Here is a 21,892-nt window from a genome sequence, read left to right on the forward strand (position 1 = left end):
AATGGCACAAAGGAAAGATAGCTAAAAGGCTAAGGGAACAGAGGTACTCCCTTTTACATTTAATTTCCATTAAATGAATGGCTTACATTTTGAAGATTATTCGTTAAAACTTTTAACGTTTAGGTTTATACATCTCCTAGAAAGCAGGATGGTTAATTAAATCATGTAGGCCATTTGGTAATCTCTTTCTTTCATAACTGTTTATTTTCAACGTAATGCATTTCTAGCAGCCAATCCATGGCTTCATAATAATGGTTGAAATTTTGAAATTGGATACCCTTATTCTGCTGTAGCAAAGTAGTATATAGATTTGTGATTTTCTGGTCATAAGTTGTATTATTTGTAACGATACGCGCAATTTTTTCCAGATAAGGTAGAGCCAAAGTTTGCCTAAAATATTGGTGAATACTATAATCATCAATATCCGGACTGTTTTGAGTATGAACAAAGGTAGTATCCAGTAAAATAAATCTGATCTGATGTTTAGTGGCTAAGATTAATACTTGTTGCCAAATAATGGCAAAGTCATCTTGTTTTAAAGGTCCAATCCAGCGCACCGTCAAAATGCTGCTTTCGGTATTAAACTCTAGTTCTATATCATTTAAGGTAAATAAAATCATGAGCAAGCAAATTTTTATTATTCTATTTCTAATTGGGTTGTATAAGCCTGGCAAGAGTAGGGGCACAAGTTTTTTCGCTTACTCTTATCAGGCTTACTTAACTACCAACTTTATTTATTCTATTAAACTTTTTATATTCTTTTAACCTTTAACTCAACAATTTATCGTAAAAGAGAGCCCTTATAAGTTTTAGGAGAGATTCAGGTCCGATAGATTTATGGAATCCAGATATGGTTCAAAACAGGCATGATCACGATAGGAAACCAACCGAACCACTCTAGGAAAATTGGAAGAAAGCCATATCTCCACGAAAAAATACTCCAAAAAATGCAAGCTAATATCGTGGGAACCAAGCGAACGGTCCAACAATTTAATGCCGAATTGTCCTATAAGAGAAACTTGCTGATTAATTGATTTTCGTCTAAATTCATATAAATCCATAATGCTTCAGTTTAGATGGATTGTTAATTATTTGTTTAAATAGCCAATACTTAAAAGATTATTTTATAAAATCCCATATAGAAAACATCCTATAGAGGGCAGATAATGGTAGATTTAATAAGAAGGTATATGGGGGCTAAATGCAGTATTTAATCAGGAAAGTATCTTCCCGGAATAATTCCAAGCCCTTTCTGCTAGCTTCCCACCAAGAGTTGCAAACACCAAAAACTTTTTCATGGTGAATAATTAAATACTTTCCAGCATAAATTTTTTTGAGCTGTTCTTTATGCCGGGTATAAAAAGAAATATTATTTAACATAAGCTTTTTCATGGACAGATTAATTGATTAAAAATGGAAATAAGGACAATAGAGCGAAAAGAATTACAAACCACTTGGAGGCATAGCTTTACCTTTGAACTAGAGTAAAAAGTATGACTGCTATCCAGGAATATTAAGTTATTCCTGTTCAGAGTTAATTTTATACTCTTTTGCTCAAACCTGTTCTTAATAGGTTTTACCAGGTAAGGTCTAAGTGGTGGCTACCATTTGAATAACCTCCCAAATAGCATCAGCAGTAGGTTGCCAACTAGCTTCTACCTTTTCTTGAATAAATAAATGCATATTAGCTTTATTTACAGCTGATTTATTTAAGGAGGCACTCTTTAAATTAGCTGGTTGCTGCTCACCTGTTGCATGTAGGCTTTTAAGAAGTTGGTTCTTTTCTATTTCTATAGATTCGAGTTTAGCAGGAGAAATACCATAATCCTTTACTAAAGTAACAGCCATATCACCTGTACTGGTAAGGATATAATCACACTTTCGGAAGGCTTGTTTTTCCAGTTCATACATCCACCCTTTACTATCCGGTTGGCAATGTTCATAACTTAAAGAGTCTACCTGGAGTATTAGTTTTTTTCCGGTCAATAATTTTAATTCTGTTCCAGCCAAAAAGGTTCTGTAGTTATATGCATAAATAATATCAAAATTTCGCTGAAGTGCCCAACGACTAGTATATCGGGCATATTCAATTACTTGCGCATCTAAACTTAAAGCATCGAACTCTTTATACCCAAAAATGTTAGCAGGTCCTGTATTCTTTTCCTGAATTTTACTGGAATTACTTTGCGAACCTGTTCCGGATGTACTTATTCTTTTGAACGCTTCTGGTCTTACATAGCCTTCTGGTGGCGTTACATAATTACTGGTACCATAAAGAGGAATATTATTTTTAATATAAGGTTCATTCGCAAATGGCAACGGACGCGGCTTAGTGGAACTAGTTTGGATTCCTTGCAAATCTAACTGATCCAAGCCTGTGAGTTCGGCGTTGTTGAGAATAAAATTCGGATCCGTATGGGGCAAAAGCACCGATAAATCTACCCGTTGAGATAAGGCTTTAGCAATATAGTAACAACTAGTCTCCTGCTCTTCACGAATAGCAGTAGAAAATTCCCAACCAAGAAGTAATACATTCAGTTTGCTCATAATAAATTAATTTGATTAAACATTTAAATAATCAAGGAAACCAAGTCCAATAATTTATTGGCATTTCCCAATTTGTAAAATAGGTATAGCTCATTCTTAAATCCGGATAGCTGTTAAACTTCATTTTATCCAATATCAATATAGGTTTTATAAATAAATATAACTTTATATATAATAAAATGCAATATTTACAGTTTTAGTAATTTGCTATAATATCCCTAAAAAAGGAAGTTATACGTAATAAATTTTTAAAATTTAAGTATTTATACGGATAGAGCAACTACAATAATGCCTTTTAAAGTGGGTCTTGCAGTTTTTTAAATGTAACCTAATGTTATAAAGCAGATGAAGATTTAGAACAAAATGATTATGAGACTAGATTTCTTCATACCAGTAAAGTTAAATCTATAATTGGGCGAAACGTAGCTCTAGGCAACTAGTTTCTGATAATGAAGCAATTAAAATGTAATACTTTATATTAAAAAATAACTTGACCCGCCAGTAATATTACATCAGGATAATGCACTTATATAAATTAACTATTTTGGATAACAGTATATTTAATACTATTTCATAGTGATTACAAAAATGCCTTATCTATTTTACAGTATCAGATTAAGGATCTTGATTACAACTATTGAGCAGTAATCAATAAGTAAACTGCTAAGTGAGAAAAGAATTAAGGTATAAAGCTGACTCTTGCTTTTATTTATTTTTAATTTTCTTCAAATCCTCTACTGTTCAGTTGTAACCTTTCACCTGTTTAGTTACTCCATATAGATAGAACTAAACTAATAGGATATGAAAACGCTTTCAGAATTTAGAAAATTAGCACTAGCGGGGTATTTTTCCATTCTTGTTTTTCCCGTCATTGCCCAAAACAACCCTAAACTTTCCGATGCAGAAGTAGCAGCAGTAGCGGTTACGGCTAATCAGATTGACATTGATAAAGCCAAACTCGCAAAAGATAAATCTAAGAATCCAGAAGTTCTTCAATTTGCCGAAACTATGGCAAACGATCACCAGGGAGTAATTCAACAAGCATCGGCCCTCGTGAAAAAGTTAGGAGTTACTCCAAAGGATAATGCCGTTAATCAACAATTATTAGCTGAAGCGAATAAAACAGAAAAATCTTTACAGGCAAAAAATGGTAAAGACTTTGATAAAGCCTATATTGATAATGAAGTTACGTATCACCAGGCCGTAATCTCAGCTGTGAGTGATCTTTTAATTCCTGAAACCGACAACCAAGAGCTGAAAGGATTACTGCAAAATATTATACCCGCCTTAAAGGCACATCTGCAGCACGCCCAAATGTTGCAAAAGCAATTTAGTTCTAAGTAAAAGAATATGCTTAATATTTGGATTTTGGGATTATGTCTTAACCTGATTACAGGTTATTTCTTCGAACATTCGGAAAGCTTCCCGCCGAAAGTTTATACAGTAGAGATAAAAGGTATGGAGTTTCTGCCCGCTCAGATTAAAGTAAAAAAAGGAGATACTATTGTTTGGATAAATAAAGATATAGTGGTTCATACTGTTACAGAAGAAAAAAGAAAAGCCTGGACCTCCTCTCTAATTCCTATTGGGAAATCCTGGAAAATGGTAGTAAAAGAAAGTTCGTTATATTACTGTACGCTACACCCGGTAATGAAAGGGCAAATACAGGTACAATAATTTTTTAATAATATCAGAGAGAAAAGCACTTAAAAATTATTTGCTATGGTACAAAACACCGAAGAGGAAATTATTCAAAGAATTTTGGAGGGACAATTAGAGCTTTTTGAGATTCTAATTAGAAGAAATAATCCTTTTCTTTATAAAGTAGGCAAGTCGTATGGCTACCAGCACCAGGATGTCGAAGATTTGATGCAGGAAACTTTTATTAGCGCCTATAAAAGTTTAGGCAGCTTTCAACACCGGTCGTCTTTTAAAACCTGGATTATTAAAATTATGCTGAGCCATTGTTACCAGAAAAATCATAAGTTTAGTTTTAAATACGAAAAAGCCGGTTATAGAGAAATAGTAGATAAAAATGTTCCGTTGTTTTCGGGTAGCCCTTCAGATATGGAGAAAAGAATTTTTAACCAGGAGCTCAAGGCTGTAATGGAAAAAGCCGTCAATAAAATTCCCCTTGATTACCGGATGGTATTTTCGTTAAGGGAGTTAAACGGATTAAGTGTGGCGGAAACTGCCGAAGCATTAGCTATAACGGAGGTAAACGTAAAGGTACGGCTAAACCGGGCTAAAAATATGCTGCGCAAAGAGATCGAAAAATATTATTCGCCCGAAGAAATATTTGAATTTAATCTTATCCATTGCGACCGGATAGTGGATAAGGTGATGAATGCAATAGCCAAAGAAAATTTTACTACTTCTTAATTCCTAATATATTCTCCAAATTTGTGTTTTTTACCTTTAACCAAAATGCTTCAGTATTTTCCTCTGGAGCATTTTCTTTTTAGTCTATTGAAACGAATTATTTCATTTTTCAAAAACGACTGTTTCCGGGCAAGCTCCCAGCTTTGCTAAAATACTCTGCAAATCTTCTACCATTGGGGGAGGTCCGCATACATAAAAATGTTGGCTAAAATCCTGCACGTACGTTTTCAAAAATGATTCATTTATATAGCCTGAATAATAGTTGTTCGAAGATTCGCTGGTAATAGCGTAAATAACATTGTTATCGAGCATTGCTGTTAGTTCTGGTTGGAGTATAATGTCGTGCTCGGTTTTATTAGAGAAGAAAAGCCTATTACCAGCTAGCTTTTGTTCCTGATGTAGTTGCCGCAGGATGGCAATAAATGGAGTAATACCAGCCCCACCTGCAATAAAATAACCCGACCCTTGGTAGCTGATAGCTCCCCATGCATCATCCACTATCAATTCATCCCCAATTTTAAGCGAATCAAGTTCATGGGTTACTCCCGGATGGTCTTTGTACAGTTTTATAATAAATTCAAGTTCCGGAGATTCATTTAGTGAGGTAAAAGTAAAAGGTCTTTTTTCTTTTTCCCAACCCTTTTTATTGATTGCTACTTCAGTGGCCTGACCCGGTAGAAAGGTGTACCCGTGAGGCTTTTCGCATCTAAATTTTTTTACGTTGTGCGTTAGCGTTTCAATGGCTTTAATTTTGACTACGGTTTCCATGTTTTAACAAATAAGAAAGATTTAAGGCTTTAGAATAAATTACTGGAGATGAGAAAACAATTCTCTTCTGGTTTGTTCGGTTTGGAACTTGCCTGAATAATGGCTGGTGAAAGTGGCACTGGAAACATCACTTACTCCCCGGGAAGCTACGCAGAGGTGAGTCGCCTCCATTATTACAGCCACATCTTCTGTTTGTAAGGCTTCTTTCAGGGCTTGGGCAATTTCCTCGGTGAGTCTTTCCTGCACTTGCGGACGTTTGCTGTAATATTGTACCAACCGGTTTATTTTAGACAAGCCAATTACTTTACCCGAAGAAAAATAAGCCACGTGCGCTTTGCCAATAATTGGTGCAAAATGATGCTCACAGTAGGAATAAATTGTTATATTTTTCTCTACCAGCATTTCTTTATAATTGTATTTATTTTCGAAAAGTGTGATATGGGGTTTGTTTTGGGGATTCAGACCGCGGAAAATTTCTTGGACGTACATTTTAGCCACTCGTTCTGGGGTTCCCTGCAGGCTATCATCTTCTAAATCTAAGCCAAGAGTTAGCATAATATGTTTAAAATAATGGCTAATAACTTTAATTTTGGCCTTTTCGTCCAGAAGAAGTACTTCTGAATTAGGCAGCATTTCAGGAAAAGGAGAATAATGTTTGCCGTTCAATTCCTTCACCGTTGCTTTGGTATTATTTAGTGTAATCATGGTTGTGAATTAGATTATGCTTGTTACTAATTGTAAGAAGAGTTTAATTTCTAGGATTATCTCCTTTACCTTATTAGAGTAAATGGCAGGTTAAAGAGTTACAAAGAGCTTGTAAAAAACTAATAAAAGGGAAAGACTATGGCTGGCAAAAGTCATGTGTGTAGGTTCGCTACCGTCTATCCAAAAATGTTTGGGTTTGTACCTGCGAGATCATCCGCTTTAAAAATAAAAAGCCTCCTGTTTATAAATCAGGAGGCTTTTTATTTTTAAAATTTACTTTTTAGTAAATTAATAATCAATCTATTATTAATCGGGCAAGTTTTATTTGGAAATTAATTTAGATCTTTCAATTTTATATGGTAGGATAACCTCCCGTTACTTGCACAGTAGAACCAGTCATATAACTGGAGTCTTGCGAGGCTAATAACACAAAAATAGGAGCCAGTTCCGCTGGCTGACCTGCCCTTTTCATGGGTACACTTTCGCCAAAATTTTTCACGTGGTCCTGCGACATGGTAGAAGGAATCAGTGGGGTCCAGATGGGACCTGGGGCTACACAATTTACCCGAATACCTTTATCTGCCCAAAGCTGAGCTGTACTTACCGTAAAGTTTTGAATAGCTGCTTTAGTAGCCGAATATGCAATTAATTTGGGCGGAGCCTTATACGCGTTTACGGAAGTAGTATTCACAATGGTGCTGCCGGGTTTTAGGTGCGGTTCGGCGGCTTTGCACAAGTAAAACATTGAGTAAATATTTGTTTTAAAGGTGCGGTCCCATTCTTCCGTCGAAACTTCCTGCAAAGACTCCCGCTCCATCTGGAAAGCCGCATTATTTACTAAAATATCCACGCCGCCGAGCTCCTCTACTGCCCGCTGAATTATTTGCTTACAATGAGTCTCCTCGCTAATATCGCCTGGCACCAGAACCGCTTTTCGTCCGGCTTCCTCTACGTACTTGGCAGTTTCCCGGGCATCTTCGTCTTCATTCAGGTAAGAAATTAATACATCTGCTCCTTCGCGGGCAAAAGCAATAGCTACTGCCCGGCCAATGCCGGAATCTCCGCCCGTAATAATGGCTTTGCGCCCACTTAATTTACCGCTTCCCCGATAAGTTTCTTCACCATGATCGGGCTTTAGTTGCATCTCGGATTCGGTACCAGGTATCGATTGTTCTTTCTCTGAATAGGGAGGTTGCGGATATTGCTTCTGCGGATCCTGCATAGACGATTGGGTTTTCTCGTTTTCAGCCATAATATTATATATAAAATATTGGTTATTAATAGGTTATAATTAGAATAAAATCATCAAACGAAGCAGGCAGGATTTCGTTTCAGCAATAATTTAAGCACTTGAAAATCAGCAGCTATAGTTTTTCAGGGTTTACAATCCATACCAGCAAAGCACTCGTCGATACAAAAATCCTATTTACCAATACATTATTGATATAGGTGACTGTCAGAAAATGAATTATTCGTTGCAGCATAAAAAATCTACCTGCTTTATTTTTGTGCTTACCGCGGGGCCTTTGAGGTACAAGGCCGTTTGTTGCACGAGAAAGATAGTTTGGCTTTATGGGATACCGAAGAAGTAGAATTAGAAGCCTTAAGCAACCACATTCGAATACTGATAATGGAATTAAATGTGTTCGGTAATTTGCATTAATTGGTCGGATATTTGCAATTTGATAAAGTAGAAAATTTATAATCATAATAAATTTTTAGACGAACTTTAATATGAAAAAAATAATACTTTCTGTAAGTGTGTGGCTGTTGGCTTTTAATGTTTTTGCCCAGAGCCAAATATATGAATATGCCGCTCCAATTAAACTACCTGGTTCCAACTTTTATACCCATAATGTTGCTCCAGAGATAGGAGTGTACCCTAATCCCAGCACGGGTAAAGTATTTTTGTCTTTAGCCGGGTTTAAAGGAAAGCGCATTCAGGTACGGGTAACTAATGTTATTGGCAATTTAGTATTGCAGGAAAGCTTTAACGAAATGAACGATGAGGCTACTAAGGTGCTGAATTTTAGTAATTTTAACAAAGGATTATATTACGTGAAGGTAGATGCCGAAAAGTACAGCGAAATGCGTAAAGTATATATTATATAACCTTGTCTAGTTTATATATTCTGTACGTAAAACATACCCGAAAATCCTTGGAAGAATATCCCTTTGTAAATTTTACTTCTTTTAAACTATAAGAATCTTATTGGGCATTGGTTTGCGATCATTCCTGAATAAAGCTGGCATACGAGTCGCTGATAGATAATTACCCATAAGGCTTTGCGGTTCTGAATGGCAACTACTTTAGCCTTTGTCACAATAAAACTCGGATGAATTTTTTAAATTTTTTGGCGGGCTATTTCTCTAAAACTTTTTTCCGTGGCAAAAAGATGAGGTGCTTATTTCGGGGCTACTCCACTTTCTTATCTAGCTATTCAATCGGGTGAGTACTCGCTGAGTGTTTTTCGGACTAATGGAATTAACGTTAGTTAAATGCTAAAAGAATATATTTACTTTTTCTGCATAAATAGATTGTTAAAAGCAACTAACACCAGTTTAGCTATTTAGCACCTGCTAGTTTGCCGGTACTGCTCAGCAGTATTCCACAGATGCAGTCGAGGAAAGGAAGGATAGCAAGTGCGAAAGAGTTAAACGAGGCCCGCCGGCCTTGAGGCAAAACTTAGTCGGTTCAAACAAGTTAGCACTTATACCTAGAGCTTCGAAAAGACCCCACAGTGTAAATCCAATAGAAATCATTATATAAAGCTCTACTAGACTAAAACAAAAACTAACCCTACTGATAATAAAAGAAAAAAGTAAGCTGCTTAGCTTACTTTTTTCTTTTATTATCAAACTTAAATTATCCATTAGCTGGTCTTCTGAACTGGGCATTGTTATCGTCTTTTCCGAAACGCTTGCCACGATTAGCTTGCATTTGCTTTCGTTCGGCTTCGTATTTAGCGTATTGTTTTTTACCTACGATGTGCTTAAAATCTTTATCCCAATTGGCCTGGATTTGTTGCCTTTGCTCGCGTTGTTTATTGTTCCACACGCGACCTTGCACGAACTGACCATGTAAGCTTTCTAGTTCCTGAGCTTGTTTTAAATTAAGAGCCTGCAATTTCTTTTTCTGACTTTTGCTTAAATCTAATTTTTGGCTCAACATTTCTGTATGCTTTGCGGCTCGTTCTTCCAAAGATATTCGGGAACGACCATCGCGATCCCGGCGAAACTTATTTCTTTCTCTTTTGCCATCTTTTTCCGGACTGAAAGATTTATCTGATGGATTAGGGCGATCGGGAGTATTTTGAGCGAACGAAGTTCCGGTTATTACCAAACCTAAGGCGAGCATTATTACTAATTTTTTCATTTTATCTTCATTTTTAGGGTTAAGTTATTTTACATCCAGATTTAAGACCCTGGTACTAATAATATTTCAAACCAAGTGCCGGTATTAGGAAAATAGAGGTGCTAAAAGGATTTTAGAAGAATGTACCGACCAACAGCCGATTTTGACCGATGGTTTACTGCTTTAAATAGATAATTTTCTTCTGGAATTGGTTTAAGCGTAAGTATTATAATGAAATAAAAAAGCCTTCCAGTTTCCAAAGTAAGATTTGAAGCTTGGAATGCTTAGTTTAAAACTTAAAAGAGGTAGTTAACCTAGATTTCTAAAGCAGGGTAAGGTTTTGGTAAGCAGAGGTAGTAGGAACTACGGTATTTAGGGCAAATTTCTTTACCTGGGTACTTATACCATCCATTACTTTAACCTGGTAAACACCATCTTCTAAAGGAGTTAAGTCAAAGTTTAGGCGTACTCCAGATTCTAGGTTAGATAAAGTTCTGGAGGCTAAATAGTTCCCAAAAGAATCGTAAAGACTTACCGTTAATTTAGGATTAGGCGCATTTTTAATTACTACTTCCAATGTTGATTTTTTAGTTTGGTTTAAAGTTACGGTAGCAGCCGCATCTGACTTAGTATGTTCTGTGCGGATTACCGGGGAAGAGTTTGCAAAGCTGGAAGAGGTAGTACTTACAGTTATGGCTAATAAAGCAGCAACAAATAAATTTTTCATAATTTCTGTTTTTTTAATTTTAAATAATTGATTTCGAACTAACTAGCGGCTTTCCTGTGCCGTTCAGTGATTCAAAGGGAGCATTATTTGGTTTAAGAAAAAAACAGAATCGATGGATGAGTCAAGAACACCGACCGGTCGGGAAAGAAAAGCTACAAATTGGAAAATAACTGATAATCAGGAGTAAATATCTATTTGGGAGATGAAAAAGGTGGGTTTAGTCGATGGAAATACTTGTTTAATAGATAAAAAAAGTAGTTTATTAGAAAGTGGGGCTGGTTTAAATAATGGCCAAGTTAAATTTTCCATTAATAGGGTACAAATCCAATTAGGAAAATAAATCCTTTACAATTCTTCATTAGTAGTAGAAAGAAGAATCCATTTTTGTCTTAAAGCAGCAAAACGCTCATCTATATATAAGTGTAAGGAAGTCGCTTTTTGCGTAAATTAAAATTGACCTGAAATAAGAGTAATGACATTGCCTTGTTAAATCCCTTCGGCTAGCAGGTTTACTTTATCGAGGTATGTACCCACCCTCCACAATTGAAGAATATTGAACTACGCTTATACAGTTAACCCAAAATTAGGGTAAGGCTAAGCTAACCTTATGTAATTTTAAGAATCCAACCGACTTTCCTTAATTGAAATATGGAGCGAGCCTTATTTCTGAAATTTCTACCTGTAATTCACCCGTAATCACCGACTTTAAGGGAGCAGTTACCTTTACCCTGTTGGCAGCTCCAAAAGGTGCTACTACTTTTCAGGAATATAATAAACAGAGAGGTCGTTTTGGCAAACCTAAACCCAAGTTAGAGTTATTCCCAGTATACAATTTGCTAAAGCGGTTTCTTTAACAGCTTGGTTTTTCGGGTTAATGGTTTTAAGGATGATTTAGTAAATCTACAGTGTCTTATAGGATTTAGTCGGTAAAATAGACCAATTCTGTCTAGAAAAAGAGGGCTTTCATCTATTTACCAAAAGATTTTGACTGGCTTGAACTAAGTTTGTATCGTCCATCAGGCCACTTAACCTGATTAATTCTTGAATTTTTTAACTTACCATAAACATGAAAGTATTCTTACCATTATTATTACTGGCCTTTAGTAGCCCGTTTGCAATGGCCCAAAGCCCGGGTGGGCCTACCAAAAATCAAAATTTAACGGCTGCCGTTACCAGCGGAGCTTCTATCATTCCAAAAGGCGATGCCAATATTACAGGTACCATTCTCGATGCGGCTAACCAGCAAGGAGTAGGTTTTGCGACCATTACTTTAAACGACCCGGCTTCGGGCAAAGCCGTAGATGGAACCCTGGCCGATGATAAAGGTAAATTCACGATTCCGAAAGTAGGAGCTGGTACTTACCAGGTAGTGATTACCTTTATCGGCTACGAAACCCGCACCATTGATAACGTGAAGGTAGGAGATAAAGATATAAACGTAGATCTCGGCGAATTAAAAATTAACTCCAGTGCCATTGCTTTAAAAGCAGTAGAAATCCAGACCCAGCGGGCCATAGTAGAAGAAAAAGTAGACCGTACGGTTTATAACGCTGAAAACGATGCCTCTAACCGAGGTGGTGATGCCTCCGATGTATTACGCAAAGTGCCGATGTTGTCCGTGGATTTAGATGGTAACGTTTCCCTGCGTGGTAACCAGAATATTAAAGTTTTAATTAACAACCGCCCGTCTACCATTACTGCGGGAAGTGTGGGCGATGCGCTAAAACAAATTCCTTCGGATTTAATAAAATCAGTAGAAGTAATCACGTCGCCTTCGGCAAAATACGATGCTGAAGGTTCGGCGGGTATTGTAAATATCATCCTGAAGAAAAATAACTTACAAGGTGGTAGTTTAGGAATTGATACCGGCATTGGTTTACGCGGCATAAACTTAGGTTTAAATGGTTCTTACCGGGTAGGCAAAATGGGCTTTTCTTTGGGTGGCTTTGGCCGGACCGGTTATAATACGCCCGGTAGTTTCGAAAATACTCAAACCACTATAAATGGAGCCGGGGACCAAATGGCTACCCAGCAAAATGCCGATACCCGTACCAACAACTTAATGGGCCGGTATACTTTAGGCTGGGATTATGATATTAACGAGAAGAATTATTTAAATTCTTCGATCATGTTCGGCACCTTCAACGGGCGTTCTTATCAGGATGATTTACTTACTCAGAGTTTCCGGAATGGAACGCCACTTAGTACTTTAAACCAGGAGGCAGAAAATAAAAATAATTCTGGCCAGGTAGATGTAAATGTGAACTATACCCACTTATTTGCCAAGCCGCAGCAGGAACTTAGTATATTAACGCAGTTTAGCCGGAATAACCGCACGAACGACTTCCTGAATAGTACTTTAAACCCGGATGCATTTACTCCGGCCCGGTTAAAGAACCTGAACGAGAGTTCGAACCAGGAAAGCACTGTACAGGTCGATTACCAGAACCCAATCGGTAAAAACCAGATGGTAGAAGCAGGAGTAAAAGGTATTATGCGGCAGGTTTCCAGCGATTTCCAACGTTTTACTGCCGAATCAACCGGCGATTTTGTCCGGAGCACCAATGCGCAGCTCAACAACGTTTTTAACTACAACCAAAATGTAATGGGTAGTTATTTATCATATACTTTAACAACGCCTAAACAATACAGCTTAAAAGTGGGTGGCCGTTATGAATACACGAATATAGACGCCGATTTTAAAAATAATCAGGAAACTACGAGAGACATTCCTTCTTATGGGGTGTTGGTTCCCAGCGTTAATTTATCAAAAAAATTGAAAGGCGGTAACACAGTAAAAGCTTCGTACACCCGCCGGATTCAGCGGCCTTCGTTGCAGTTTCTGAACCCGGCTATTCAAATTGCCGGCTCTAACTTTGGCGCGAGTGGTAGTACCAAAAATATTACGCAAGGTAATCCTAACCTAGACCCGGAATACACCAATAATATGGAGTTAGGTTACAGTGCTTTTATTAAACGCACTTCGCTCAACTTCTCCGTTTTTGCCCGCAATACGAATAATTCTATTCAAAGCATCCGGGATGTGGTTGGATTAGATACCGTACGTACAACTTATGCTAATATCGGTCAGGAAAATGCCTATGGTTTTAGTATTAACGGCAACGTGAATGTGGGTAAACTGATGTTGATGGGGGGTACTGATACCTATTATTCTGTAATTGATAATAACGTGGCCGACCCGATTTACAATGCCAGTAACAAAGGCTGGGTGTACAACTTACGGGCTTTTGGTTCTTATAACTTAGGCCAGGGCTGGGGATTGCAAGGTTTTGGTTTTTACCGGGGCCGGCAAGTGCAGTTACAAGGGTACCAAGGCGGTTTTGGTATTTATAGCTTAAACGTTAAGAAAGATATTAACGAGAAAAAAGGCAGCATTGGCTTTGGCGCCGAAAACTTTTTTACTACTACTATTAAAGTAAGAAGCGAGCAAAACTCGCCTATCTTTAGTCAAAAAAGCACAAATGTTTTCCATAACCTTAACCTGAAAGTAAACTTTAGCTATCGGATTGGTAAAATGAGCAACGATAATGCGCCGCGTAGAAGCAGAAAATCAGTTTCGAATGATGATTTAAAAGGTGGCGAAAGTGGTGGTCAGGATGCCGGAGGTACTACTGGTGGCGCTCCAGCACAGGGTGGTGCTCCAGGCGGTGCCCCTGCTGGTGGCCGGCCAGGTGGAATGCCAGCAGGTTTGCCAGCCGGCGGACAAAGACCAGCCGGTGCGCCTGCTCCAACAACCGGAACCATACCGGGCCAAACGCAAGTTACCAATTCTGTGGCAAGCGATACCTCCGCTATTGCCAGGCAACCAGCTAACATAAACGGTAACTGGCAAGGAAAAATTGAGGATTTTGAATTGAATTTACAATTAAAAGCCGAAGGAGAAACTTTAACCGGTTCCATGCAAACGGCTATGGGAGCAACTCCAATCTCTAACGGCAAAATAATTAACAATGAAGTTAGCTTTAACCTGAATATTATGGGCACCGACGTGCCGCACCAGGGAAAAGTAGAAGGCGATACCCTTACCTTAACTTCTACCTTCCAGGGTCAGGAACGAGTTATTACCTTTACCCGAATGAAGTAAGTTGATTTTGAAATTTGTTTTTCAAAAGACCTGGTAAATCCAGGTCTTTTTTTTAGGCATAAGATTTAGATACGTAAAGGCGCATTCGTTACAACAACTGAAGATAAGTACCTTGACAAAAATAAATATTCATTCACAGACGTAGCTTAAATAGGAAAACAACCACCCCTACCCCTCCTAAACTTAGGAGGGAAGCTTTTTTCCTAACTTATTATCTACCATTTAATTGGCCTTTTTACTTGAAAGGCTTTACAAACCATAAAATTTATCTTCTTTCCATTTCAAAGGATTATTGATAATGTATTCCGAGATGGTCTAGTACGCTTGTTCGTTCCGGTTGATATGTTCGTAGTACTTACGTTGCCAAACCAGTGTGCCGCGATTTAGTAAATTTATTTGTTTAGTTACCGCCGATTTATATCCCCGCACAATAGCCCCAATGGTATTCGATGGTGATCGTAGGGGCGAATCTCATTCGCCCGAATTCGTTGCATAGGTAATATCCGGCGGATCATGCATTACAGGTACATCCGATACAGGCAGAGGCAAATCAGGAGGAGGCAATAAGGGCGAATGCAATTCGCCCTTACGGATGATGAGGATGCCGTGCAGATGATTAGGCATGATAACAAAAACATCTAATGCAACGTTGGGCCGAACGGTTGGGGTTTCCAGCCATTCTTTGTAGGCAATTTGTCCGAAGGGATTTAACTTCATCTCGCCGCTGGCAGGCAGCGCACCGGATTTCAGCGGTATTAGTTTTTTTAAGAATAAACCTTTAGCTTTTGGGTTACGGTTGGTTGTTATGGCGTATGCCATACGCCCCAACTGACCATAAAGTAAAACTTAGTTGCATGACAAACACCTACTACTTACTTTTTCTTCTGGTTACGAGTATTGGCTTTATTATTTGGGTTACGGCTTACAAAAAAGTAAATGCATTTTTCGCTTTAACGTTGGCTGCTTTGGGAGTGGGTTTACTCAGCGGTTTACCTTTGGCCGAAATTGTAACCGTACTGAAAACCGGTTTTGGCCATACCATGGAAAAAATTGGCTTGCTTATTATTTTAGGCACTACGCTGGGAGTAATTCTGGAAAAAACCGGCGCTACCTTAAGTATGGCCAACGCTATTTTAAGAATGGTACAAGAAGAAAATGCCCCCACGGCCATTGCTTTAACCGGTTTTCTGATTGGTATTCCTATATTTTGCGATAGCGGATTTATTATTTTAAGCGGTTTAAATCATTCTTTAGTAAAAAAATCGCACCACAAAATGCCGGTAATGGCGGCCGCCTTAGCCACTTCGTTATACGCTGTTCATTGCCTTATGCCCCCGCACCCTGGTATTACGGCGGCCGTGGGTACCGCCGGCGGAGATTTAGGTAAGGTAATGCTCTATGGTTTGGTACTGGCTATACCAGCAGCACTCGTAGGTTTTGGATGGAGTGTATGGCGCGGTAGTAAAATAACGCACGAGTACATTGATTCTGAATTAGAAATAATGCCGGAGTCCGAAAAACAATTACCACCCGCCTTGCTTTCCTTTCTGCCGGTATTGCTACCCATTGCTTTGATTGCACTAAAATCTATTGTTTTACTTTATGCCGCTAAGCAAACAGTAGCCGAAAGTATTCTCCTGCAGCTCATTTCCTTTGTGGGGGAACCGGTAATTGCCTTAGGTATTGGTATTATTTTATCCTTAACCCTGATTCAAAAGCAAAATAAAAAAGAATTATCGCATTGGTTAACGGATGGAGTAGATAAGGCCGGAATGATACTAGCCATTATTGCGGCAGGCGGTATGTTCGGGGAAATGTTGCAGGCTACGGGTATGGGTAAAAACTTAGGCGATTTGCTTAGTGGCCTTTCGCTGGGTATTTTCTTTCCTTTTTTGATTGCTACTATTTTAAAAACGGCACAGGGTTCTTCTACGGTGGCAGTTATTACGGCTGCCTCGCTGGTTACCCCCATGCTGGGCAGTTTAGGTTTGCAATCGCCTATAGGTTTAACGTTAGCGCTTTTAAGCATGGGTGCCGGCAGCATGATGATCAGCCATGCCAATGATGCTTACTTTTGGGTAATTAGTCGTTTTTCTAATTTAACGACCGAGGCTACTTTAAAAGTGTACAGCGTGGCTACTTTATGGATGGGAATAACCGTGCAACTTATTATTTGGGTATTGTTCATGACCTTAAACTAACCCGAGCTATAGAGTTTATCCTTCTATTTTAATTAACTACGTATATTTTAATTAAACATGAAACTGTGGTTATGGCGGTTTTGGATTTGCTAGATTAAAGAAAGTTGCATCGTAGTTACTTTTGGCTGGTTTACCTTGCTTATAATATATAACAAACTTGGTTAGTTTTGATAGCAGTATTGTCTGCAGCCTACTTATATTAGGTAATATTAATAATGACCATAAGGGAATATTAAAAAGAAGCCAACCCGGAAGGTATTGAAAACAGGTTATCGAAAACTTGCCTGAGCAATAGTTTGATGGTAGCTACTTCTTTCACTTTTGTCCTCCTGGAAGGAACTAACCGGCAGAAAAGAAGAACGGATTGTTGATAGTAAAGGAGATTACTTATTGAATGTAATGTATAACTTTCCAGACCTCCCTGCAGCAGTCACTCTAAATTAGTTTGATCCTTTCAGGATCACGGGGGTAAGTAGAAAAATTGTTTTAAACTTCTAATTCCGACACTGCTGTTTTTAGCAACTTGTGGGTTTGCAGTAGCTACTATATAAAGGAAATGTAAATTGGTTTAACCCTTAGCGGAATTTATTCTTGTAAATGAATATGGTAGCCACTATCCAAACGAACAATAGCAAAGGGTTTAATACAGTATCGTACCAGGCAGCTCCTTTTAACCAGGCTATGGTATTGGTAATTAATACCGCTACCAGAAATAAGAAAGGTAATAAACGGACAAGACGTACCAGTTCTTGTTTTTCTTTGAATTTTTGAACCAGCCGGGCCGTGTATCTTTTTACCATTAGTATTTTTACGTTTCTGCCTAAAGCACTAGCTAAACTAAAGGGCTTACCCCCGAAAAGTGAGCTTTTAAAATAACAATTTAAGACGAGCTTTTTACTTTTTATTTTAATTTTTACTCTCTTATTTATTTTACTTTGGATTAAATTAGTAATTAAGTAACCAGCCCAACTTAATTTACTATACATGTATCGATCGTAGTAAAAAGGAATTAATAATTAGTTATTTATGCACACACAAAAAAAAGTCTAACATCTAATATCCTGATACTTGTGTCTTTTTACTTAGTAGCTGGTTTTATTCTAAAGTAAAAGAAAGTTCGGCCCAGCCTTCTGTTTCCAGGGGGTAATGCGTAACCACCAAACATGTAGTTTGCAGCTCAATTAATAATGGTTTTAGGTCGGTAAGCAAGCTCTTTTTTAAGGTGTAATCCAAAGCGGAAAAAGGCTCATCCATTAGTAATATTTGGGGTTTAATGGCGAGTGCCCGTAAGATGGCCAAGCGTTGCTGCTGCCCCCCCGATAGTTGTTTGGGTTTGTGTTGGTGAAAAGCCTGCATTTGACCAATTGCTAATAAACGCGCTACATATTCCTTATCCGGAGTGCCGTACAATAAATGTTGTTCTACCGTTAAATGCGGAAAAAGGGCGTAATCCTGAAACACAAAACCAACTTTTCTTTGCTGGGGGAGCCAATTAATCTGTTTTTGCGTATGTAACCAAACTTCGTTATTCACCCGGATAAAACCTTGCTCGGGTTGCACCAGGCCAGCCAGAATTTTAAGCAAAGTAGTTTTTCCAATTCCGGACGGGCCAAAGATCTGCGTAATTTTATTAGTAGCAAACGTAGTTTTTATGCGAAGCGGATGGTGGCCGTTATACGTTTTGATATTTTTTAAAATATCTACCTCTATCATTCCAAAGGACTTTTAGCCGATTTCCGGTTTAAAACAAAAACAGTTACTACAATTACAAAGGTAATAGTAAATAACAGCAACGAATAATAATTGGCGTTAGCATAATCCATACTCTCCACCGAATCATAAATGGCAATAGAAGCCACTTTCGTAATACCTGGTATATTGCCGCCAATCATAAGCACTACGCCAAACTCGCCTAGGGTATGCGCAAAAGTGAGCACGGCGGCAGTTAAAATAGAAGCTTTAATGTTGGGTAATAAAATAAGAAAAAAAGTTTCGGTGCGGGATTTTCCCATGGTATAAGAAGCCTCGGTCATGGACTTGGGCAAATGATCGAACGCCGATTTTACCGGACTAATCATAAATGGCAAACTGTATATAACCGAGGCTAAAACCAATCCTTTAAAAGAAAAAACCAATTGCAGCGCAAAAGTATCCTGCAGCCATTTACCCAAAGCATTCTGCGGACTAAAAGTTAGCAGTAAATAAAATCCTAAAACCGAAGGCGGTAAAACCAGCGGCATGGTAATAATAGCTTCCAGAATAATTTTAAGAATAGAATGGCTTCCGGATAGCCAGTATGCCACCGGCAATCCAATAAAAAGTAAAATTAATGTGGTAATAAACGAAAGTTTTAAACTCAGCAGGATGGGAGTCCAATCCATAGTATTCTGATTTACCCGTTACAGCACCCGGTATCCGTTTTGCCGGAGTATTTGTTTAGCAGCCGGGCTCGAAAGATAATGGTAAAATTGCATAGCCTTACTATAATTTCCTTTTTTAGCGTGGCTCAGTACCACCATACCTTGTTCAATCGTAGAATATGCTTTCGGATCTATCCGGGCCCATTTAAATTTATGTTTAGTTGAATTTTCGTAAATTAAAGCTTCACTGGTAAAGCCTAACTTTACGGCTCCGGTAGTAATATACGTATTTACCTGGGCAATACTTTCGCCGAAAATTAGTTTGGGATGTACTTTGTCCCACAAGCCATACTGTCGCATGGCTTCCTGAGTTGCCCGCCCGTAAGGTGCCAGCTCCGGATTAGCCAGCGCAATTTTAGTAATAGAAGGGGAGAGGAGCAATTGCTGCCAGTTTTGTATTGCTACTTCAGAAGTGCTGCACACAATTAAACTACCCAAGGCATATACTTTAGGAGCACTCAAGCCGAACCCTGCTTTAAAAAGGTTAGTTGGGTATTCCATGTCAGCTGATAAAAATACGTCATAGGGTGCACCGTTTTTAATTTGAGCGGTGAGCTTACCCGATGAACCTGTAATTATTTCTATTTGAAGCTTGGTTTTTTTTTGAAAATCTTTCTGCAAGGGTTTTATTACAAACTGAGCATTTGCCGCCACAGCTACCCGTAATGGTTGGGCAAAACCAGCCAGATGGAAACCTAAAAGCAAGAAAAAGCAGGAAATTAGAAAGCGCATAAAAGGGGCGGTAATCAATTCTGTTACCCGTGAAACGGGGTGCTAACTACTTTATTTTTGAAATTGAATGGTAATAATGGATTTCGCATCTTTTCTTACGCCGGTGGTTGTCTGATAAGTGTCGTTCTGGGTTTCCCGCTGCCAGGTCATGTTATTGGGCGTGAGTTGCGCCAATTCAAAAGTAGCGTTTAAACCAAAGCCGGCTACGTGAATGTACTTTTTATTTTGTTGTTCGCTTAAAGTGTAGGTAGCCCAGGGATCGGTAGTAGTGCCATCGGAAATGCTAATGTTTTGTCCGGATATTATGTAAATAGAAGTATTTTGGGTAGTGTTGGTGTACACTTTAAGGTTAGAGGCATCGTAACCGTCGTAAGTATGAGAAGCTACTTTCCAGGAACCCTGCAAAAGTTCCGTCGTGGATTTAGGAATTACCTCATCCTTTTGACATCCAGTCACGAAAAACAAGACCCAGGCAAGTAGTAGTAGTATTTTCATATTCCAATTTACACTTTTTAAGAATCTTCTTTTCGGAACCCTCATTCTTTTATTTACGGCGCTTTTAAAAAGTAATTCAGCCAAGCGTTTTAAAATGCAGGAATCTTTAACCCGGATAAAATTTAAAATCTTATTTATACCTCCTGACTCAAGAGAACGTTAAATAAAGAAACAACTACCCTTTATTAATATTTAGGTAAGGAAGAAAAATCAACAAATTAATTTTAAAGGTGTTTTGTAAGCCACTGCCTACTCCTTACAAAGTTGCGTAATAAACCGGTCATGCAAATTGTGTTAATTTTTTACTAAATTATATAAAGCTTGTAACCTAATCGTTTGTTATTTTTGTTATAAATAAAAAGTTTACACCTTTGTAAATAATTTTTTTCTTAATCCTTTACATGAAAGCAATTCAGAAAATCATGCACTTCTTGATAATCCTGGCGGTAAGCTTAGCTTCTTCCGGATTTCGTGTGCCTGTATCGGATTGCTTCAACGAAAAAACAACAACTAATTCTGCTCATTCTGGTTGCTGCTGCAGCAAGCCAGAGCAAAATTCTAAAACTTCCGATGAAAGTTGCGGAATTGGGTCGTGTGTATTGCCTGCCTCTGTTTACTGGTCGTTTAATTCCCGGCAGAACTATGAGCAAGTAGCAAAATTACTACAACCTGCTCCCTCTTACCGAGCTTACACCGAAGTTATTTCTTTAACTTTACAGGCAGCTCAGCCTTATTTTTCTTTGCCACCGCCTCACTCCGGTAGATTTAAAGGTATTTTGCATCAAATATTTATTATTTAATTTCCTTTCTCTTAGCAGAAGTTGTCCGGCTATTTTCTCCTTTTAGCCTGGCTTCGCCGCAGCTGTATTCATTTTAACATTTTGGTTGAGTTTTACTTAGGCTTTCATCTGCCCAACGGGTGGTTCTAAGTCAAAGGTAATCTGCGTCTGAACAGATGCTTTTAATTCTGCCATCCTTTTTCAGAAGTTAAAAACTTTTCAGCAAAATTCATTTAAGCTTGGCTGGCACAGCTCTTATGTAATCTTTTTTATATTCTACTTCTTAAATGGCGCAAAAGCTTTTTTGGAAGAGGCTGCCTTTTAGATAGAAAATTTACTAAATCTTAAAAATTTATATCGCTCACATCATGAAAGTAATTCTTTTTAATATCTGCTTTGTCCTGATTGGATTAACTGCTTTTACCGCCTGTAACAACGGTGGCTCTACTCAAAATACCACGGAACAAACTACTGTAAAGGCTGACTCCAGTCAGCAAACTGGTTCCGATTTAGCGGCGGCGGAGTATTCCTGCCCTATGCACCCCGAAGTTACCAGCAACGAACCCGGTAAATGCTCCAAGTGCGGCATGAACCTCGAAAAAGTAGCCGCCGCCGACCACGAGCACACGGACGGAGATCAGCACTAAATTTTAAATTTCTCCCGGGAAACAGCCGG

Annotated in this window: 23 protein-coding genes; 9 read left to right on the forward strand and 14 right to left on the reverse strand. The window is 38.3% G+C overall.

The genetic code is table 11. The features are described 5' to 3' along the window. Window positions 1-191: 191 nt before the first annotated feature. The 3 genes from HUW48_RS09160 to HUW48_RS09170 all read right to left on the reverse strand — a co-directional run bounded on the left by HUW48_RS09160 (window position 192) and on the right by HUW48_RS09170 (window position 2,547). Window positions 192-620, reverse strand: coding sequence for a hypothetical protein (locus tag HUW48_RS09160; protein WP_182415384.1), 429 nt, complete (start codon window positions 618-620; stop codon window positions 192-194). A 577-nt stretch (window positions 621-1,197) separates the two neighbouring features. After that, window positions 1,198-1,392, reverse strand: a complete 195-nt coding sequence (locus tag HUW48_RS09165) for a hypothetical protein (RefSeq protein ID WP_182415385.1) — start codon at window positions 1,390-1,392, stop codon at window positions 1,198-1,200. Window positions 1,393-1,590: 198 nt separating this feature from the next. Further along, on the reverse strand, window positions 1,591-2,547 hold the full coding sequence (locus HUW48_RS09170; protein WP_182415386.1) for a glycosyltransferase family 4 protein: 957 nt from the start codon (window positions 2,545-2,547) through the stop codon (window positions 1,591-1,593). Between the two features lie 801 nt (window positions 2,548-3,348). On the opposite strand from HUW48_RS09170, the gene HUW48_RS09175 reads away from it, so the two are divergent. From HUW48_RS09175 to HUW48_RS09185, 3 genes are read left to right on the forward strand one after another with little or no spacing between them, the layout of a single operon-like run. Further along, on the forward strand, window positions 3,349-3,891 hold the full coding sequence (locus HUW48_RS09175) for a DUF4142 domain-containing protein (protein ID WP_182415387.1): 543 nt from the start codon (window positions 3,349-3,351) through the stop codon (window positions 3,889-3,891). A gap of 6 nt (window positions 3,892-3,897) precedes the next feature. Continuing rightward, on the forward strand, window positions 3,898-4,224 hold the full coding sequence (locus HUW48_RS09180; protein WP_182415388.1) for a plastocyanin/azurin family copper-binding protein: 327 nt from the start codon (window positions 3,898-3,900) through the stop codon (window positions 4,222-4,224). Window positions 4,225-4,269: 45 nt separating this feature from the next. Then, window positions 4,270-4,929, forward strand: coding sequence for a sigma-70 family RNA polymerase sigma factor (locus HUW48_RS09185; RefSeq protein ID WP_182415389.1), 660 nt, complete (start codon window positions 4,270-4,272; stop codon window positions 4,927-4,929). Window positions 4,930-5,031: 102 nt separating this feature from the next. On the opposite strand, the gene HUW48_RS09190 is transcribed toward HUW48_RS09185, so the two are convergent. The 3 genes from HUW48_RS09190 to HUW48_RS09200 all read right to left on the reverse strand — a co-directional run bounded on the left by HUW48_RS09190 (window position 5,032) and on the right by HUW48_RS09200 (window position 7,654). Then, window positions 5,032-5,697, reverse strand: a complete 666-nt coding sequence (locus HUW48_RS09190; protein ID WP_182415390.1) for an FAD-binding oxidoreductase — start codon at window positions 5,695-5,697, stop codon at window positions 5,032-5,034. 39 nt (window positions 5,698-5,736) lie between these two features. Then, on the reverse strand, window positions 5,737-6,402 hold the full coding sequence (gene folE / locus HUW48_RS09195; RefSeq protein WP_182415391.1) for a GTP cyclohydrolase I FolE: 666 nt from the start codon (window positions 6,400-6,402) through the stop codon (window positions 5,737-5,739). A 352-nt stretch (window positions 6,403-6,754) separates the two neighbouring features. Further along, window positions 6,755-7,654: an SDR family oxidoreductase gene (locus tag HUW48_RS09200; protein ID WP_182415392.1), complete on the reverse strand. Its 900-nt coding sequence runs from the start codon at window positions 7,652-7,654 to the stop codon at window positions 6,755-6,757. Window positions 7,655-7,897: 243 nt separating this feature from the next. Here HUW48_RS09200 and HUW48_RS09205 point away from each other — a divergent pair, with 243 nt between their 5' ends. Together HUW48_RS09205 and HUW48_RS09210 are read left to right on the forward strand one after the other, a co-directional pair. Further along, the gene (locus tag HUW48_RS09205; RefSeq protein WP_262891527.1) at window positions 7,898-8,065 is read left to right on the forward strand and encodes a pirin family protein; all 168 of its coding nucleotides are present in this window, start codon (window positions 7,898-7,900) and stop codon (window positions 8,063-8,065) included. Window positions 8,066-8,136: 71 nt separating this feature from the next. Further along, entirely contained in the window at window positions 8,137-8,514 is a 378-nt protein-coding gene (locus tag HUW48_RS09210; RefSeq protein WP_182415393.1) for a T9SS type A sorting domain-containing protein, read from the forward strand. A 754-nt stretch (window positions 8,515-9,268) separates the two neighbouring features. Here the strand turns inward: HUW48_RS09210 and HUW48_RS09215 are convergent. Then, window positions 9,269-9,778 carry a hypothetical protein gene (locus HUW48_RS09215; RefSeq protein ID WP_182415394.1) on the reverse strand — a complete coding sequence of 170 codons (510 nt, stop codon included), beginning with the start codon at window positions 9,776-9,778 and terminating at the stop codon, window positions 9,269-9,271. A gap of 301 nt (window positions 9,779-10,079) precedes the next feature. Then, entirely contained in the window at window positions 10,080-10,484 is a 405-nt protein-coding gene (locus HUW48_RS09220; protein ID WP_182415395.1) for a T9SS type A sorting domain-containing protein, read from the reverse strand. 1,066 nt (window positions 10,485-11,550) lie between these two features. On the opposite strand from HUW48_RS09220, the gene HUW48_RS09225 reads away from it, so the two are divergent. Further along, complete coding sequence (locus HUW48_RS09225) at window positions 11,551-14,589, forward strand: TonB-dependent receptor domain-containing protein (protein ID WP_182415396.1); 3,039 nt, start codon at window positions 11,551-11,553, stop codon at window positions 14,587-14,589. A 471-nt stretch (window positions 14,590-15,060) separates the two neighbouring features. Here the strand turns inward: HUW48_RS09225 and HUW48_RS09230 are convergent, their stop codons facing one another. Continuing rightward, window positions 15,061-15,408 (reverse strand): hypothetical protein, encoded by a 348-nt coding sequence (locus HUW48_RS09230; protein ID WP_182415397.1) that lies wholly within the window; start codon window positions 15,406-15,408, stop codon window positions 15,061-15,063. A 35-nt stretch (window positions 15,409-15,443) separates the two neighbouring features. Here HUW48_RS09230 and HUW48_RS09235 point away from each other — a divergent pair, with 35 nt between their 5' ends. Further along, window positions 15,444-16,790, forward strand: a complete 1,347-nt coding sequence (locus HUW48_RS09235) for a GntP family permease (RefSeq protein WP_182415398.1) — start codon at window positions 15,444-15,446, stop codon at window positions 16,788-16,790. Between the two features lie 575 nt (window positions 16,791-17,365). On the opposite strand, the gene HUW48_RS09240 is transcribed toward HUW48_RS09235, so the two are convergent. The 5 genes from HUW48_RS09240 to HUW48_RS09260 all read right to left on the reverse strand — a co-directional run bounded on the left by HUW48_RS09240 (window position 17,366) and on the right by HUW48_RS09260 (window position 20,437). Further along, complete coding sequence (locus HUW48_RS09240) at window positions 17,366-17,590, reverse strand: hypothetical protein (RefSeq protein WP_182415399.1); 225 nt, start codon at window positions 17,588-17,590, stop codon at window positions 17,366-17,368. A gap of 295 nt (window positions 17,591-17,885) precedes the next feature. Then, a complete protein-coding gene (locus HUW48_RS09245; RefSeq protein WP_182415400.1) occupies window positions 17,886-18,503 on the reverse strand; it encodes an ABC transporter ATP-binding protein in 618 nt (205 codons plus the stop codon). Next, window positions 18,500-19,171 (reverse strand): molybdate ABC transporter permease subunit, encoded by a 672-nt coding sequence (gene modB / locus HUW48_RS09250; RefSeq protein ID WP_182415401.1) that lies wholly within the window; start codon window positions 19,169-19,171, stop codon window positions 18,500-18,502. The genes HUW48_RS09245 and modB overlap by 4 nt, the downstream gene beginning before the upstream one ends. Before the next feature lie 18 nt (window positions 19,172-19,189). Continuing rightward, window positions 19,190-19,942, reverse strand: a complete 753-nt coding sequence (gene modA, locus HUW48_RS09255; RefSeq protein WP_182415402.1) for a molybdate ABC transporter substrate-binding protein — start codon at window positions 19,940-19,942, stop codon at window positions 19,190-19,192. Between the two features lie 51 nt (window positions 19,943-19,993). Continuing rightward, entirely contained in the window at window positions 19,994-20,437 is a 444-nt protein-coding gene (locus tag HUW48_RS09260) for a hypothetical protein (RefSeq protein WP_182415403.1), read from the reverse strand. 401 nt (window positions 20,438-20,838) lie between these two features. On the opposite strand from HUW48_RS09260, the gene HUW48_RS09265 reads away from it, so the two are divergent. Both HUW48_RS09265 and HUW48_RS09270 read left to right on the forward strand, forming a co-directional pair. After that, on the forward strand, window positions 20,839-21,237 hold the full coding sequence (locus HUW48_RS09265; RefSeq protein WP_182415404.1) for a hypothetical protein: 399 nt from the start codon (window positions 20,839-20,841) through the stop codon (window positions 21,235-21,237). Between the two features lie 347 nt (window positions 21,238-21,584). Further along, a complete protein-coding gene (locus tag HUW48_RS09270) occupies window positions 21,585-21,863 on the forward strand; it encodes a heavy metal-binding domain-containing protein (RefSeq protein ID WP_182415405.1) in 279 nt (92 codons plus the stop codon). The last annotated feature ends 29 nt before the right edge of the window (window positions 21,864-21,892 follow it).

It is taken from the genome of Adhaeribacter radiodurans, assembly GCF_014075995.1.
GTDB lineage: Bacteria > Bacteroidota > Bacteroidia > Cytophagales > Hymenobacteraceae > Adhaeribacter > Adhaeribacter radiodurans.

Bases quoted from the DNA above. Each gene is read 5' to 3' on its own strand.
- HUW48_RS09160 (WP_182415384.1), bottom strand. From the start codon at position 620: ATGATTTTATTTACCTTAAATGATATAGAACTAGAGTTTAATACCGAA.
- HUW48_RS09165 (WP_182415385.1), bottom strand. From the start codon at position 1,392: ATGAAAAAGCTTATGTTAAATAATATTTCTTTTTATACCCGGCATAAA.
- HUW48_RS09170 (WP_182415386.1), bottom strand. From the start codon at position 2,547: ATGAGCAAACTGAATGTATTACTTCTTGGTTGGGAATTTTCTACTGCT.
- HUW48_RS09175 (WP_182415387.1), top strand. From the start codon at position 3,349: ATGAAAACGCTTTCAGAATTTAGAAAATTAGCACTAGCGGGGTATTTT.
- HUW48_RS09180 (WP_182415388.1), top strand. From the start codon at position 3,898: ATGCTTAATATTTGGATTTTGGGATTATGTCTTAACCTGATTACAGGT.
- HUW48_RS09185 (WP_182415389.1), top strand. From the start codon at position 4,270: ATGGTACAAAACACCGAAGAGGAAATTATTCAAAGAATTTTGGAGGGA.
- HUW48_RS09190 (WP_182415390.1), bottom strand. From the start codon at position 5,697: ATGGAAACCGTAGTCAAAATTAAAGCCATTGAAACGCTAACGCACAAC.
- folE (WP_182415391.1), bottom strand. From the start codon at position 6,402: ATGATTACACTAAATAATACCAAAGCAACGGTGAAGGAATTGAACGGC.
- HUW48_RS09200 (WP_182415392.1), bottom strand. From the start codon at position 7,654: ATGGCTGAAAACGAGAAAACCCAATCGTCTATGCAGGATCCGCAGAAG.
- HUW48_RS09210 (WP_182415393.1), top strand. From the start codon at position 8,137: ATGAAAAAAATAATACTTTCTGTAAGTGTGTGGCTGTTGGCTTTTAAT.
- HUW48_RS09215 (WP_182415394.1), bottom strand. From the start codon at position 9,778: ATGAAAAAATTAGTAATAATGCTCGCCTTAGGTTTGGTAATAACCGGA.
- HUW48_RS09220 (WP_182415395.1), bottom strand. From the start codon at position 10,484: ATGAAAAATTTATTTGTTGCTGCTTTATTAGCCATAACTGTAAGTACT.
- HUW48_RS09225 (WP_182415396.1), top strand. From the start codon at position 11,551: ATGAAAGTATTCTTACCATTATTATTACTGGCCTTTAGTAGCCCGTTT.
- HUW48_RS09230 (WP_182415397.1), bottom strand. From the start codon at position 15,408: ATGGCATACGCCATAACAACCAACCGTAACCCAAAAGCTAAAGGTTTA.
- HUW48_RS09235 (WP_182415398.1), top strand. From the start codon at position 15,444: ATGACAAACACCTACTACTTACTTTTTCTTCTGGTTACGAGTATTGGC.
- HUW48_RS09240 (WP_182415399.1), bottom strand. From the start codon at position 17,590: ATGGTAAAAAGATACACGGCCCGGCTGGTTCAAAAATTCAAAGAAAAA.
- HUW48_RS09245 (WP_182415400.1), bottom strand. From the start codon at position 18,503: ATGATAGAGGTAGATATTTTAAAAAATATCAAAACGTATAACGGCCAC.
- modB (WP_182415401.1), bottom strand. From the start codon at position 19,171: ATGGATTGGACTCCCATCCTGCTGAGTTTAAAACTTTCGTTTATTACC.
- modA (WP_182415402.1), bottom strand. From the start codon at position 19,942: ATGCGCTTTCTAATTTCCTGCTTTTTCTTGCTTTTAGGTTTCCATCTG.
- HUW48_RS09260 (WP_182415403.1), bottom strand. From the start codon at position 20,437: ATGAAAATACTACTACTACTTGCCTGGGTCTTGTTTTTCGTGACTGGA.
- HUW48_RS09265 (WP_182415404.1), top strand. From the start codon at position 20,839: ATGAAAGCAATTCAGAAAATCATGCACTTCTTGATAATCCTGGCGGTA.
- HUW48_RS09270 (WP_182415405.1), top strand. From the start codon at position 21,585: ATGAAAGTAATTCTTTTTAATATCTGCTTTGTCCTGATTGGATTAACT.